Source organism: Enterococcus dispar ATCC 51266, assembly GCF_000406945.1.
Taxonomy (GTDB): Bacteria; Bacillota; Bacilli; order Lactobacillales; family Enterococcaceae; genus Enterococcus_C; species Enterococcus_C dispar.
Window position 1 is genome coordinate 1,462,317 of the sequence record NZ_KE136354.1, and the last position, 14,424, is coordinate 1,476,740.

Genomic DNA, 14,424 nt, shown 5'->3' on the forward strand with positions numbered 1-14,424 from the left:
CAAGAGTATACCAGTATACTTCCGCGTAGTTATTTTTAGGTCAAATCACTCTCGCGAAATTTTAAATCGCCTATATAACTTGTTTTCATTTCCTTTCATTCCGGAATACAAAATACACGTAAGTATACCAGTATACTTACGCACCAGTATACTAAAAAAACTATGCAAGAGTATACTGGTATACTCTTGCATATATTACATTTCTGTTACATCCTTACAAAAGTATCTTTCAAATGAGTATACCGTTGCATAGTTTTTTATGAATGGTATAATCTATACATGAGTATACTATTGAATATTTTTCGGAGGGACATACATGGACGGAAAAGTATATGTTGTAGGAAATTTTAAAGGTGGCGTAGGAAAAACAAAAGTCGTCACAATGTTAGCGTATGAAGCAGCCACACAATTTAAAGATCGCACTTTAGTAATCGATTTGGATCCACAAGGGAATGCCACACGTGTCTTAGCCAAAACGGGTAATATTGATAATATAGATAAATCTATTACTGACGGATTTCGTGTAGGTAATTTAGAGAATGAAGTCATATCCATTATGCCTAAACTTGATTTGATACCAGCCAATACTTCCTTCAGGAACTTAACAAAAGTATTGTTCGAAAAGTTTCCAGAAGATGAGATTTCTCAAATTTCTTATTTAAAAGAGTTAATCAAACCGTTGAAAGGAAAATACGATCGTATTTATATTGATGTTCCACCTACCATTTCGGATTACTCAGACAATGCAATGATGGCAGCAGACTACTGTATTATTGTCTTACAGACGCAAGAATTATCATTAGATGGCGCGCAGACATATATCGCTTATATGCAGTTTCTCTCTGAAAAGTACAACGCACATTTGCAAGTACTGGGAATCATTCCTATGATGTTACGACAGGGAGGACGTGTTGATACAAAAGTCCTCGATCAAGCAAAAGAAATGTATGGGAATAATGTATTGGGAACAATTGTAAATTACCAGGAACGCTTGAAAGTTTATGACGTGGAAGGTATCCATGTAAACAGAAATATCAGTGGAACTATAGAAATGTGGGACGGAAAGGCACACCAATTATTCATAGATGTTTTGACAGAGCTAGATGAACACGAAAGGTACTTGGAAAGCATTTAGATTATTATCGCGTAGGAAAGGAGTCGTTTTATGAGTAAATCATTTGAACCACTTATCAAAAAGAATAAGAATAGCCTACTAGAAAAAAATGTCAGCATTAAAGGAACCAATGAATTCGATCGGACACCCCTTCGGCCTATTATAACGCCCTCAAAAATAGACAGACCTTCTGAGCAAAAAATAGAACAACAATCACAAGAAAAAAGTATTCCAGATAATTTTTTTAAGGCTACAAAAACCGCAAAGTTATCACCCGACGTATTACTTCGATTAAATACTTTGAAACCATTTATTGAAGAGTTAGAAGAGACAGATAAGTCTACAGTTAATGATATGATGCAAATGCTGATTGAATGTTATGTGAATACACGACTCACTACTCGTCAAAGAGAAGGATATAATCAAATGTATGCTCACCTTTTTGAGCACTCAAAAAAGTAAAGCTTCTGATAAATATGCCCTACACTTAATCAAAAGCATGGATAACTGTCAATAAGCACCTTATGATGCGCAGTGCTCTTATTTAAGAGTATCCGAGACAAAGGAAGTTTGAAATTCTTTATTCCTTAATACGTATTTAAAAGTAAACATTTTATCACTACTAATGACTAACTTATGATTCTGTAATTCAGTGAAAAAAATATTTTTGACTCAGCCTAATTCGTTAAAGGTAAGTCTAAAGTTATTTTTCCATGAGCATAAGGAGGTCACTCCGCTGCGGTTTTCTCAATCTCTCGAAAACCGCGGCAGATCAGGCAAAGCCTGATGCGTCCTCTACTCCGCTCAAAACGACCCAAAAAGGCCTATTTTAATAGTTTTTAATAGGAATTAGTAGTTTTTAATAAGCCTAAAACACATTTTTAATAACTTTTAATAAGAGGATGAAAGTCATCTTAATCAAGAATTTCTCTCCTCGTCTTTATATAATTGAGTAAAGAATGCCGCAGTCCATTCTTATTCTTGCTTTGCTTAAGAATAGGATAAAAGATTAGAGACTTTTCATATCCAATAGTCTATTGAGACAAAATTTTGTAGGATATACTTTGGGGAAATTTGAATTTTCTTGATAAATCGTAGACATATCCGATTAAGAACATACATTCAATAAAACAAATATCTGCTGTAAAGAAAACACACAGGTACTATTATTTGCAAACAGATTTCCTTTCCTTTGATTGAGTATATGAGTAGATTGTTTTCTTGGTTATGAACTTCTAGTTCGTCATTTCCCTACTTATATTAATTTCAACAGGGCTTATTTCACGCTAATTGTTATAAGAAAGCGACTCTTTCTACTAGACCAGAAAGAGTCGCTTTTTATTAATGTAAGAAAGAAAAGAAGTGTTGTTCCCGGGTTTATACGGGGCCGCTATTCTTCCAGTAGAAAATCAAAAACATTTTTGTGTAGAATCCCATTTTGGGACATATCCAGTCGATCCATCGTGATCAACCATTTTGGATAATTGTCCGTAATTTTTTCAAAAGCTTTAAATTCTCGTTCTTTTGTCTGCTCGTCCATCACCGAAAGAGAGACTTGAATATACATTTTTGTATCCGATCTTTCCGCAATGAAATCAATTTCGGCGGTCCCGTTTTTCCCAACAAAAACCTGGTATCCTCGTCTGATTAACTCTAAGAACACAATGTTCTCAAGATCGTGGCCCATGTTGGAAGACTTATAGCCGATCAATTGATTGCGTAGTCCCATGTCGACAATATAATACTTCCCGTTCGTCCGTAAGAGCTCTTTTCCGCGTATGTCATAACGATTGCACTGGTAAAGAATATAGGCATTACACATCAACATCAAGTAATTATCCACTGTGTCATGGCTGATTTTTGATCCCTCAGAACGTAACGTATTGGCTATTTTATTGGTAGACAGACTATTGCCGATATTATCAAATACAAATTTTGCGACCTTGTAGAAGCCACCAATTTCTCTTATTTCACCGCGGCTAATAATATCTCTTGAGAAAATAGAATCAAAGAGTCCTTGGTTAATCGTTCGAATCAAATTTTCGTCTTCCACCAGGTTCACTGCGGGGAAGGATCCGCTGCGGATATACTCTTGATAATGTTGTTCTAGATTATTTACCGTATCGTACTGTTTAAACTCCAAAAACTCACGGAAAGACAAGGGGTAGACCTTTATTTCAATATACCGTCCGGATAAGTAAGTAAGATATTCTCCAGAAAAAAGACTGGAGTTTGATCCTGTCACATAAATATCCGCATTGAACGTCACCTTGAGACTATTTATAACCTTAGCCCATTCCTGAATTTCCTGCGCTTCGTCAATCAGCAGATACACCCGCTTCTGTCCTGGAATCCGTTCCCTTAGATAAGCATGGAGGCGGTGGCCGTCTTTCAAAGGTTCATTTTCCATCTTCTCATAACTGATTTCGATAACTTGATCTTCTTCGACTCCACGCTCCAGCAGCCAGTCTTTATACAGCATTAAAAGGGTTGATTTCCCACAGCGTCGGACCCCAGTCAGTACTTTTACAAAATCGCTGTCTTTTGCCTGAATTAATTTATCTAAATAACTCTGACGATTAAACATACTGTTCCTCCTAAAATCCTGCGACATAAGCGAAATATGTCTCATTCTCAATTATATTTCAAACATACTCTAATAATTTTCTTTCTATGCATATATTTCGATTATACTCTAAAAAATCATTTATTTGTTTACTTTTTCGATTATACTCGAGGAATTTTTGTTAATCGTAAAATCTAGTGAACTTTAATGGGTAGATACCTCTTATTCAGAATGAACGTGCCTTAAAACCCTTTATTTTACCACCCCTTTTAAAGTAAAAATGGGTCTGAGGTTAGTTGAGAGAAATATAATACGTCTTTCTGCACAAAGAATACACGTTCGCTCATCGTCCTTGATAAAGGCTTTCCGAGAGGGGTAAAATAGAGAAAAGAATTATTCGGGCTAAGATGAAAGGCAGGCGGTAATATGTTGCGGGGCGAAAAAATTGTATTTACGGGTAAATTGGATACGTTATCTCGGAAGCAAGCGCAGGCCTTAGTCACTGCCTTAGGCGGAAAGCCGCAAGCAGCTGTCACTAAGGACACGACGATTCTAGTGGTAGGAAAGGCGAACACCAATCTTTTCCAAGAAGACCCGAGGAGTTTGAAGATGCAAAAAGTGGAAGCTTTGCAACAAGAAGGCCATTCTGTTTGTGTTTTATCTGAGCAGGCGTTCTTGGAGAAAGCTCTGTTACACCTAAATCAAGTAGTGGGGATCATGAAAGGGAATCGTGGATAGGAATATCCCTATTTAATTTTCGAACGGTTAAATGTCTTAAAGAAATTAAAGAAGGAACAATGCCTGATTTAGTCAGCTTTGTTCCTTCTTTTTTTCGTAGTAGATTTTGATAGGTAGTCCCTATGAGTAACCGACCGTTGCTACTGCTGGTCGGATTTGTACTTCAATAATTGTGATTGGAGTATCTTTAGTGCTTCGTTCAATCCGCTAAGACGGCCCTCTTCACTATCCAGCAATGCATAATGATCAGAGAATTGCTCTACCGGTGCACCCGAGCGTAATTGCTTATGTAGATACGTCTCTGTCTTTTTGATAGTAGCCTTACTAGTTGCAATCTTAGAACAAATCTGATCAACTACTTCCGCATAATGTTCCAACTTTATGATATCCCCCCCTTAAAATTAAGTATACGCTCTCTTAATCAGGAAAGAAATAGTTCAAAAACTAGAAAAAAACGCTGAACAGCCGTACGCTACATACCTATTTCTGAGATGGCTAGATATCCCAGGTGCCTCGACTACTCTATCCACTCCTCGCTCTGATTGAAGTCCTCAATCCAGGTAATTTCCGTATCCAAAGTATCATTTTCTTCAATAGGGGAAGATGTTGGATTAGGATTCTTTCCGGCTATTTGCATTCGATTATTTGTAAAGACGTGAATCTGGAACCATTTTTCCTCTTGTAAAAGCTGTATATTGCGAATAGATTCCAGTGAAATCCATTGATTGTTAATGAAGATTTTATTTCCCCTTTTATTATTACTAATAAATATATAAAAATCTACTACCACTATTGAACAAACAGTTCATTAGCTTTGGAAGTAGATTTTTTTGAAGCTTTTCTTCATTACTATTTTGTATACTTATTCTGAAATTCCACTATCGCATCATATTCTTGTTCATACATACGGCTCAAGCGAATATATAAAGGCATTATTTCATTGTAGATAGTGTTTTTCTCTTCATCTGGATAATTAATAGTTTCTGTCTGGACCATATATTTGACTTCGGAAAGGTCTTCGACTTCTCCTAGAGCATACATCCCTAGAATCGCTGCTCCTAAACAGGCACTTTCGACCGTTTTTGGAACATGGACTTCCTGCCCAAAAATATCTGCGATCATCTGCCGCCAGACTTCTGAGTGCGCAAAGCCGCCGGTTGCACGGACTTCTTTTGGTGTACCGATCAATTCTTCCAAAGCGAGCATCACCATATGAATGTTCATACTGATGCCTTCTAAAACTGCCCGCATCATGTGTTCTCTATGATGATGGATGGCCAGTCCGAAAAAAGATCCTCTGGCATTGGCATTCCAGGAAGGTGCTCTTTCTCCGGATAAGTAAGGGTGGAATAACAACCCTTCAGATCCTGCTGGAACCTGATCGATTTTCTCGGTAATCAGGTCATATGGATCTCGCCCCTGTCGGTTTGCTTCCTGCACCTCTTCCGAACATAGCTCATCCCTCATCCATCTGAAAACCATGCCGCCATTGTTCACAGGACCACCGATGACCCAGTGATTTTCGGTCAAAGCATAACAGAAGGTCCGGCCTTTTTCGTCAATAACCGGTTTGTCGGTGACGGTTCGAATCGCTCCGCTTGTCCCGATCGTAATGGCTACTTCTCCCGGCATGACGGCATCTACACCGAGATTTGCCGAGCAGCCGTCATTAGCGCCGATTACAAAAACAACCTGTTCATCCAGTCCCAGCTCTTCTGCCAGTGCCGGTTCAATGCCTTTAAATTGAGTAGTTGTCGGTACAATCCGGGATAACTTTTCTGGCCCGATTCCCAGAATGTTGAGTGCTTCCTCATCCCAGTCCAATGTATGCAGATTGAACATTCCTGTAGCCGAAGCAATCGAATGATCAATGACATATTCTTTAAAGAATGCATGGAACACATATTCCTTAATGCCAATGAACCGGTCCGTCTGTTCAAACACTTCCGGTCTATCTGTTTTAATCCAGAGGATATTGGTTAATGGCGACATCGGATGAATCGGCGTGCCGGTTCTTTTATATAAGTCTAACCCTGTTTGAGCTTTGATTTGTTCTGCATAAAGGGCGCTTCGCTGATCTGCCCAGGTAATGGATGGCGTGAGCGGCTTTCCCTCTTGATTGATCGCTATCAGGCTATGCATCGCTGCACTGAATGAGACCACCTTTAAATCTTTTGGATCAATGCTGCTCTCTTTCATGACCGTTCTGATCGATTGCTTGACCGCCTCCAGAATTTCGTCGGGATCCTGCTCTGCAGCACCTGGCTCTGGAACGTTCAGCGGATATTCTATGGATGACTGTTTCACAGCGTTGCCTTGTCGGTCGAACAAGACGGCTTTTGTACTAGTCGTTCCAATATCTACTCCCAGCATATATGATTTCATATAGATAATCCTCTCTAGCAAGATATAATTACTTTGGGTTCGTTTACATACTTTGCTTCTTAAGCATAACGATAAAAGTCGATTCTGTCTATTTCAAATTTGAAAAATCCTTTTTAACGCTTTTCTACAGCATGTCCGCCAAATTGATTTCTTAATGAAGCCACCACTTTTCCGCTGAAAGAATCCTCTTCCAGTGAACGATTTCTCATCATCAGTGACAAAGCAATAACAGGAGCGGCTGTCTGCAGTTCCATGGCCGTCTCAACCGTCCATTTTCCTTCACCGGACGCTTGGACGACACCTTTGATTTCATCTAACTTCGGATCTTCTGAAAATGCATTTTCCATCAATTCCATCAGCCAGGAGCGGATTACTGAACCATTATTCCAAACACGCGCTACTTTTTCATGGTCAAAGTCATAGTCGCTTTTTTCTAAAATATCAAAGCCTTCACTAATCGCTTGCATCATGCCGTATTCCACACCGTTATGCACCATTTTTAAAAAGTGTCCGCTGCCTGACTTTCCAGTATATAAATACCCATTCTCTACTGAAATGTCTTTGAAAATCGGCTCGATCTGCTCAAAGACTTTCTGGTCGCCGCCGATCATTGTGCAAGCACCTCCCCGAGCGCCCTCCATACCGCCGCTTGTCCCTACATCTACATAAGAAACACCTTGATTTTTCAATGCTTCATATCTTCTGACTGTATCTTTGTAGTTGCTGTTTCCTCCATCAATCAGGACATCTCTTTCTGACAGAAGCGGTTTCAATTCATTGATCAGATTCTCTGTAATCTCACCTGCCGGCACCATCATCCAGACTATTTTCTGTTCTCCCAACAACTGTATAGCTTCTTCTGCAGACCCGGCAGGTTCCGCACCTTTTGCCGCTGCCTGTCTGACCGTTTCTTCATGAATGTCGTAAGCTACTACTTCGTGCCCATGGTCTAATAAATTCAGCATCAAGTTCCAACCCATTTTTCCTAATCCTAATAATGCTAGTTTCATAATTGATTCCTCCTAAGAAATTTTATTTCGCACTATCAGTATATAAAAGAATTTTATTCTGCACAAGTGAATAGAAGAAAAATATTTCTTCCAGCTGTCTTTTTATTTATAATAGCTCTAACGATAGTAAAGGAGCTGACGAGGTATGCCGACTGAAAATCAAACCTGCAAAATGAGGATCCGCTCAATCTACGGAACTTTTAGTACAAAAGAAAAACGATTAGCCGATTACATCTTGAATCACCCTGAAAAAATGATCCACGGGACCATCAGCCAAATTGCTGCAGAAACAGAACTGGCTGAATCGACCGTTTTTCGTTTCTGCAAAAGGATTGGATATAAAGGATTCCAGGCTATGAAGATTGCACTCGCTTCTGAACAGACCGAAGAATTTCCTGATATTCATGAACATATCTCTGCTGATGATGATGAAAAAGCGGTTTTGAAAAAGGTCTTTCAGTCAAATATCAAAACACTGGAAGATACATTGACCGTACTAGACGAGACAGCCTTTAAAAAAGCTGTTTCCGCTTTACTGGATTCAGATAGAATCGAACTGTTCGGGTTCGGCGGCTCGAATGTTATCGCTTTGGATGGATATCATAAATTTGTGCGGACCGGTCTGCCTGTCTCCACCCAGATCGATGCCCATATGCAGATGATGTCTGCTTCACAACTGACTGCCGGTGCAACAGCCATTTTGATTTCTCATACTGGTCAATCAAAAGATATCCTGGAGCTGCTAGAAACCTTGCAGCACAATCAAGTGACCACCATCGGAGTTACCAGTTTCACTCAATCACCTTTAAGCCGTAAAGTCGATATACCGTTATACACCCTATCAGAAGAAACCGATTATCGATCTGAGGCTTTAGCTTCGAGAATCGCTCAACTCAGCCTGCTGGATGCCCTCTATGTCAACTTAATGATGCAGCTGGAAGAAAAAGGAACACACTCGCTTAAAAAAGTGCGTGAAGCTATTCAGAACCGCCGCATCTAATGGACTGATTAGCGATATACTGACCAACCTGAAACTCTTCACATTAGAAAGGGTCCATTTGATTAGAAAAAATATTATCATTGACTTAAAGAAACCCATAAAAAGGAGAATATTAATGACAACGAGAAAAAACTATATATTAGAAATGTCAGAAGTTGATCCTTTAGGAGTACCCATTTACTTTTTAGTTTCATTAGGTAGAGGGACACTTAGTGACGGAGGGAGAACTCTCCAAAATTTGGAAAGCTTACAACAAAATATAGAAACATATATCCCTTTATTTCATTCTTTTGGAGTTTCCTATATACCTGAAGAAATAGTTTTTCAAACCAAAGACATAGATGTTCGAAAAGGTGGCGAATTACTCGTTTCGGTGTGTTCAGAAGAAGATGTAAATTATAAAATTTGGGATTTTGTTGATTGTTTATCTGCTTTGAATCAAAAGATAAAAGAAGAAACACCTCAATAGAACATAATATAAACCTATAAGTAAAGATATACTAGCATTAGGTGTGCAAAATAGAACCCAGATGAGGCAGAATACGTCCTTTTAGCAGAAACGAAAAAAGACAAGAATATAAAAAAGATAAACATGTCCTTGTCTTTTTTTGGTTATGAATTTTACTAGGGTTAAATTTATACTTTACTACTTAGATTTTAACTACGTTTGTAGCTTGAGGTCCACGGTTTCCTTCTTCGATATCGAATTCTACCGCTTGGCCTTCGTCTAGAGATTTGAATCCTTCTTCTTGCGGAACAAAAATCAATTCCTTCGCCAAGGAGAAGTGGCGCTCAGCTATGTCATCTGGTATTCAGCTGGAAGGTTTTTTATTGAAGGCATGCGGACAGACAGCTTATGGATAGGCGATTTCTTGCGAGTTTCACAAGGCTTGTCCCTCGTTTTGGTCGTAGCAGCAATTGGAGTTTGGATGTATCGCAGATATTATAGTTACCCACCCGCACCTTACTATAGGGGTAAACTTAATCTTCACAAGGCAGTTAATTACGAGGAGGTAAAAATATGCTAAACAGATGGCAGTTAATTAACAGAGAGACCGACAAAGTGGAAATGGAAGGAACATTGCAAGAGATTCTGGAAGAATTGGAAGTGCCCTCTCCTGAAGAGATTCAGATCAATACACACTAACGAAACCTCAAAATCACTCCACAGGAGATCATGAAAAAAGAAGAGTCAATGAATAAAGCTCTTTTTAGGTTAAACGCAAAAGCTGAATCAGAAAAAGTTTACGACTTTTTGATTCAGCTTTTTTGTCGATTATGAGTGTACCCCAAAACTACATAGCTAGAACTTCTTCCATACAAAAATATTTTTGTATGGAAGAAGTGTCTATTAATTTAGGATGTGTAGTGAGGATGATCGATGTTGAGTGATATACTTATTTTACCTGGTATTCTAACCTATATCTTTAACGTTCTCTTTAACTCGGAGCGCTAGGCGAATTTGAGTATAGAAGAAGAGAATGAAATAGAGTAGCAGTTATTCACTATAAAGTTGAAAAGGAATAATTTTAGAATGTTAAATAAAAATATAATTGAAAAATATAAAAAAATAAAAGCTAGTAAAAATAGGATGGGCGACTATAAGAAAACATTATTTCATGTGCATACTCCAGCTTCCTATGATTACCGATTCAAATCTGAATGGAATAGTAATGATTATAAAGGGCTATCTGAACAAGACTTATTCCATGAACATATTGTTAGTAGTTTTGATAATGAGATTGCTGCGTTAATTGGCGAAGTAGAACTAAACGGAGAATTGGCTATTTTTGAAACAAAAAAGGACTTTTATTCATACTTATTAATAGCAAATCAGTTAGTAAAAAATAATTATGAAATTGTAGTTGTAACCGATCATAATACTACGAAAGGGATTGTGAAACTACAAAAAGCTTTAGATGAACATAGAACCAATATGCACAAGCACTGTAATGTAATTTACGGTATCGAAATTACATGTGCAGATAGACTCCACGTTGTGGGGATGTTTCGAGCAGAGCAACTAAGAGAAGTTGAACAGTGGCTATCTGATCATCTTATTTCAGAAGAGTATGGAGTCATGAAAAGTAGCTACGATGTCCTTAAGTATTTTTATGATAAACAGAGCTATGCATACATAGCACATATAAATACTTCAGAATTATTTAGTAAAAAGAATATATACAGCGGTGGTTATAAAAAAGAATTATTAAGCGATCGCTATTCTAAATTTATCGGAGTTAATTCCGAAAAAGAAATTTCAAGATATAACCTGAATAATTCATAGTTTTCAAAAACGCTTCAAAAACCTTGTTATAACAGTCTATTTTGTTTCGTTTATTCGCACCCTTTGGGTGTACAAAAAGAACCCCAATCTGCTATGGTTAAAGTGACTAAACCTAACCAAAGAAAGGGGTTCTCTCAATGGCAACTTTACACGAAAATCGTCTACTTTTCAATTCAAATGTTACAGTATCTCACTCTGGTGGAAATTTGTCCTCAGATTCCGGCTTAATATTAGCAAAAGAGTTCATGAACAAATTTGAGTTTAGCCAAATCTTATGTAAAAACATCCAGATTCAAGATGACCGACTGTATCATGTTCATGAAAATGAATCTATTCTGGAACAAATCATCTTGCAGTTGATTGCAGGCTATCCTACAGATTCTTCAGCCAATATATTAGCAACGGATCCTATCTTTCAAGCTGTTTTAAGCAAAAAGCGGTTGGCTTCACAGTCATCCATTTCTCGCTTTTGGGATCGGATGTCAACAGAAAATATCGTCCAACTACAAAAGGTTAACCAGATTTTGATTGATAAAGCACGTACGATTCGAAATACGAACGAAATGATTTTCGATTTAGATTCTACTCACAGTGATACCTTTGGAAACCAAGAAATGACCGATTATAATGCGCATTACCAGACAACCGGTTATCATCCACTCGTTGCCTTAGATGGTCTTACCGGAGACTTTCTTAAAGCAGAACTTCGTTCTGGAAATGTCTACACCTCAAAAGGCGTCGCAGCATTTACTCGTCCATTATTTGAGCATTATCACTCTGTGACACCAGTAAGCACTATTATGGTACGTGCAGATAGTGGATTCGCAATGCCTGATTTGTATGAACTTTGTGAAGAGTACGATAGTTTGTATACTATCCGTTTGAAATCCAATCGTAATCTGTACAGAATCGCTGAGCAATTCGTTACCATTAAGGATCATCACGATTGGAGTAAGAAAGAAGTTCATTACTATAACGCCACTTATCAAGCAAAGTCGTGGGGAAAATCCAGAAGGATCTGCATAAAATCAACCAGAGAAGCTAGTGAATTGCTTTTTAGACATGAATTCATCATTACCAATTTTTCAAAAGACGTCTCTCCAGAAATGGTTTTCCAAACGTATTCAAAAAGAGGAACGATGGAAAATTACATTAAGGAAGCAAAAAACGGCTTTTACTTGGATAAAACAGATAGCCCACGTTTTATAGAAAATCATGCTCGTATGATCGTAAGCCTATTGGCTTACAATATCGTGAACTTCATGCGAACATTGTGTTTTACCAATGAAACGAAAGGGTATCAGGTTTCTACTATTCGCTTATTTCTCTTTAAAATTGCTGGAAAGATAGTTCATTCCGGAAGAAGACAATACTTGAAATTAAGTAGTTACCATGTTTACCAGAAGTTATTTTATCGGATTCTACAAAACATTCAGGTACTGCAGTGTTAGTTGCGTTTATTGCGCCATTCAAAAAAATTCGTTAACCATTCGATAGGATGAGTGCGCCCAAAATGAGGTCTTTCTTGAACTTAATCAGTTAGCAAAAATAAATTAAACCCTTTAGAAAAATATTTTTGAGAAAAAGAACCATTGAGCATAAAACTAAACAGATAATTATAAAATTTGGTAGTTTATAAAAAGTATGAATTATTCAGGCAGAATTTAGTCATGTTATGAATCCAATAAAGTAGATATGGAATATTTATTTTCTCTTGTCTAATTTATAAGAACTAAATGATTTCATCATTGTTTTGACACTCTCAGATAAAGCAGTGAAGACAAGTAATTATTACTTTGAAGATGTAGCATAACTATTACTATTCAAGTATAACCTGAATAATTCATACTTATAAATTTCCTTTATTTATTTGGGAAAATCATTGGTTTTTCTTGTTTATCAGGGATTTCCGGATGAGAATCGCGTCGTTGGCGCAAAATGTACCTATTTTTTCGGAACGGCAGGAATTTATTCCGAATTTCGGACGCAAAGACCCCTCGGAACCGGTGAAATTTTAAAAATTTAACTGTGCATGGCTTTTACCCAGGGAGCTGTTGGATTTTATCCAAGAGACAGTAGAATAGATCCTGGTAAACATAGGAGGAGCTCATTTTCAGAAATAGCTTCCGTCCGCTCCGAACGAGCTTTCCGGCCACCTGGAAGGCTGCTTCTTTTGCCGGCAGGCAGAGGGTCTTCATGAAGTTGACCAGGTTTTAGGCCAGTAAGCTGACCATCATTCGGGCATGATTTTCCAGGAAATCAGAGCTGTCCGTCTTGTCCAAGTAAAAGCCGTTCTTCGCTTCCATGATGTAGTTTTCCTTTGCGACACGTTTTTGGTACAACTGGAAAACCATTTTTACAGAAAGGTTTTCCGATAGACCCGTCACTACATATTCGTGGCGGAAGGTCAGTTCCCCGGCTTCCCGCGTAGATTGGATGCAGACCCGCCATCCTTTTGGCCAGCTGCTGGCCCGGTAAGAAATCGAGTAATGGTCAACTTCTTCCTGTTCCCAGGGGTGATTGTCCCCGATCCGAACGAGGGATTCCACCAATGCGGCCAGCTTGGCATTCACCTTATGGCGAATCACGTAGTGTCTTTGGTAAGTTTCGCAGACATCGTACACTTCCGGTGTCGCAAACCCGCTGTCCCCACGCACCAGAATGTCCGTGCAAGGAAGCGTCTGGGTATAATGTTCCAGCAAGGGCTCCAGAACCCCCCCCGTTGGAGATATAGACATTACCGGAACGAAGTTCCGCCTTCAGTAAGTCGCCGGTCAAACCGTCAAAAGCGACTAAGGGATGGTACCCATTTGTTTCATAGCGGGCGTTGTAGTCCGTGTCCTCCTGGTTCCCAACGATATCGGAATAGGCGGAATCCAAATCAATCAGGAGTTCCGTTGTATTCCGTTCCAGCCGGCTTTGTCCACCAAAGCTTGATTTAGGTTTAGGTTTTAGAATTGGGAAATGGTTTACGGCGTGATCCGTCCCCAGAACCGGGAAAGTCAATCTTGGGAAGCAATCCCCCTTCAGGGAGTTGGCGGCCGAATCCGCTGGGTAGCCGACAATCAGCTGAAACAAGAGCTGTTCCAGTAAGGAAAGGTTGTCGTGAATCCAGTAGCTTCGGTTATCCCGGAACGTGAGCAGCCGGGCGGCCATTTCCGATAAACCGATGGAATGCATAAAATCCTTCACCAAAATCAAGCCGGCATCGGTCGAAAGATTGACACCGAATCTCCTCCCCTTTCCCAATCGAGTAGAGGGAAAATAAAATAATTTATTTTCGCCCCTCTCACAACACCGTACGTACGGTTCTCGTATAGGGCG

Annotated in this window: 11 protein-coding genes and 3 pseudogenes; 9 read left to right on the plus strand and 5 right to left on the minus strand. The window is 38.8% G+C overall.

The window, feature by feature from the left end; all coding sequences use genetic code 11:
* Positions 1-316 precede the first annotated feature (316 nt).
* Positions 317-1,135, plus strand: a complete 819-nt coding sequence (locus RK01_RS07090) for a ParA family protein (RefSeq protein ID WP_016172615.1) — start codon at positions 317-319, stop codon at positions 1,133-1,135.
* A gap of 30 nt (positions 1,136-1,165) precedes the next feature.
* Positions 1,166-1,576 carry a hypothetical protein gene (locus tag RK01_RS07095; protein WP_016172616.1) on the plus strand — a complete coding sequence of 137 codons (411 nt, stop codon included), beginning with the start codon at positions 1,166-1,168 and terminating at the stop codon, positions 1,574-1,576.
* A 928-nt stretch (positions 1,577-2,504) separates the two neighbouring features.
* On the opposite strand, the gene RK01_RS07100 is transcribed toward RK01_RS07095, so the two are convergent.
* On the minus strand, positions 2,505-3,701 hold the full coding sequence (locus RK01_RS07100; protein ID WP_016172617.1) for an ATP-binding protein: 1,197 nt from the start codon (positions 3,699-3,701) through the stop codon (positions 2,505-2,507).
* A gap of 405 nt (positions 3,702-4,106) precedes the next feature.
* Here RK01_RS07100 and RK01_RS07105 point away from each other — a divergent pair, with 405 nt between their 5' ends.
* Positions 4,107-4,418: a BRCT domain-containing protein gene (locus RK01_RS07105; protein WP_016172618.1), complete on the plus strand. Its 312-nt coding sequence runs from the start codon at positions 4,107-4,109 to the stop codon at positions 4,416-4,418.
* Positions 4,419-5,267: 849 nt separating this feature from the next.
* Here the strand turns inward: RK01_RS07105 and gntK are convergent.
* Together gntK and gnd are read right to left on the minus strand one after the other, a co-directional pair.
* Positions 5,268-6,803, minus strand: a complete 1,536-nt coding sequence (gntK, locus tag RK01_RS07120; RefSeq protein WP_016172619.1) for a gluconokinase — start codon at positions 6,801-6,803, stop codon at positions 5,268-5,270.
* A gap of 113 nt (positions 6,804-6,916) precedes the next feature.
* Positions 6,917-7,813, minus strand: coding sequence for a phosphogluconate dehydrogenase (NAD(+)-dependent, decarboxylating) (gnd, locus tag RK01_RS07125; RefSeq protein ID WP_016172620.1), 897 nt, complete (start codon positions 7,811-7,813; stop codon positions 6,917-6,919).
* A 145-nt stretch (positions 7,814-7,958) separates the two neighbouring features.
* On the opposite strand from gnd, the gene RK01_RS07130 reads away from it, so the two are divergent.
* Together RK01_RS07130 and RK01_RS07135 are read left to right on the plus strand one after the other, a co-directional pair.
* Entirely contained in the window at positions 7,959-8,813 is an 855-nt protein-coding gene (locus RK01_RS07130; RefSeq protein WP_016172621.1) for a MurR/RpiR family transcriptional regulator, read from the plus strand.
* 115 nt (positions 8,814-8,928) lie between these two features.
* Entirely contained in the window at positions 8,929-9,282 is a 354-nt protein-coding gene (locus RK01_RS07135; protein WP_016172622.1) for a hypothetical protein, read from the plus strand.
* A 181-nt stretch (positions 9,283-9,463) separates the two neighbouring features.
* Here RK01_RS07135 and RK01_RS13930 read toward each other — a convergent pair.
* Positions 9,464-9,565 (minus strand): annotated as a pseudogene (locus RK01_RS13930) (cold shock domain-containing protein); the annotation flags it as partial.
* Here RK01_RS13930 and RK01_RS13505 point away from each other — a divergent pair.
* From RK01_RS13505 to RK01_RS07145, 4 genes and pseudogenes are all read left to right on the plus strand, one after another.
* Positions 9,563-9,841 (plus strand): annotated as a pseudogene (locus tag RK01_RS13505) (prolipoprotein diacylglyceryl transferase family protein); the annotation flags it as partial. The pseudogenes RK01_RS13930 and RK01_RS13505 sit on opposite strands and share 3 nt — an antisense overlap.
* Positions 9,835-9,960 (plus strand): hypothetical protein, encoded by a 126-nt coding sequence (locus tag RK01_RS14005; protein WP_016172623.1) that lies wholly within the window; start codon positions 9,835-9,837, stop codon positions 9,958-9,960. The pseudogene RK01_RS13505 and the gene RK01_RS14005, both read left to right, overlap by 7 nt.
* Before the next feature lie 387 nt (positions 9,961-10,347).
* Entirely contained in the window at positions 10,348-11,100 is a 753-nt protein-coding gene (locus RK01_RS07140) for a PHP domain-containing protein (RefSeq protein ID WP_016172624.1), read from the plus strand.
* 137 nt (positions 11,101-11,237) lie between these two features.
* A complete protein-coding gene (locus RK01_RS07145) occupies positions 11,238-12,551 on the plus strand; it encodes an IS1380 family transposase (protein ID WP_016172625.1) in 1,314 nt (437 codons plus the stop codon).
* A gap of 588 nt (positions 12,552-13,139) precedes the next feature.
* On the opposite strand, the pseudogene RK01_RS14065 reads toward RK01_RS07145, so the two are convergent.
* Positions 13,140-14,349 (minus strand): annotated as a pseudogene (locus RK01_RS14065) (IS1380 family transposase).
* Positions 14,350-14,424: the final 75 nt, after the last annotated feature.

Coding starts and splice junctions, on each gene's coding strand:
- RK01_RS07090 (WP_016172615.1), top strand. CDS start 317: ATGGACGGAAAAGTATATGTTGTAGGAAATTTTAAAGGTGGCGTAGGA.
- RK01_RS07095 (WP_016172616.1), top strand. CDS start 1,166: ATGAGTAAATCATTTGAACCACTTATCAAAAAGAATAAGAATAGCCTA.
- RK01_RS07100 (WP_016172617.1), bottom strand. CDS start 3,701: ATGTTTAATCGTCAGAGTTATTTAGATAAATTAATTCAGGCAAAAGAC.
- RK01_RS07105 (WP_016172618.1), top strand. CDS start 4,107: ATGTTGCGGGGCGAAAAAATTGTATTTACGGGTAAATTGGATACGTTA.
- gntK (WP_016172619.1), bottom strand. CDS start 6,803: ATGAAATCATATATGCTGGGAGTAGATATTGGAACGACTAGTACAAAA.
- gnd (WP_016172620.1), bottom strand. CDS start 7,813: ATGAAACTAGCATTATTAGGATTAGGAAAAATGGGTTGGAACTTGATG.
- RK01_RS07130 (WP_016172621.1), top strand. CDS start 7,959: ATGCCGACTGAAAATCAAACCTGCAAAATGAGGATCCGCTCAATCTAC.
- RK01_RS07135 (WP_016172622.1), top strand. CDS start 8,929: ATGACAACGAGAAAAAACTATATATTAGAAATGTCAGAAGTTGATCCT.
- RK01_RS14005 (WP_016172623.1), top strand. CDS start 9,835: ATGCTAAACAGATGGCAGTTAATTAACAGAGAGACCGACAAAGTGGAA.
- RK01_RS07140 (WP_016172624.1), top strand. CDS start 10,348: ATGTTAAATAAAAATATAATTGAAAAATATAAAAAAATAAAAGCTAGT.
- RK01_RS07145 (WP_016172625.1), top strand. CDS start 11,238: ATGGCAACTTTACACGAAAATCGTCTACTTTTCAATTCAAATGTTACA.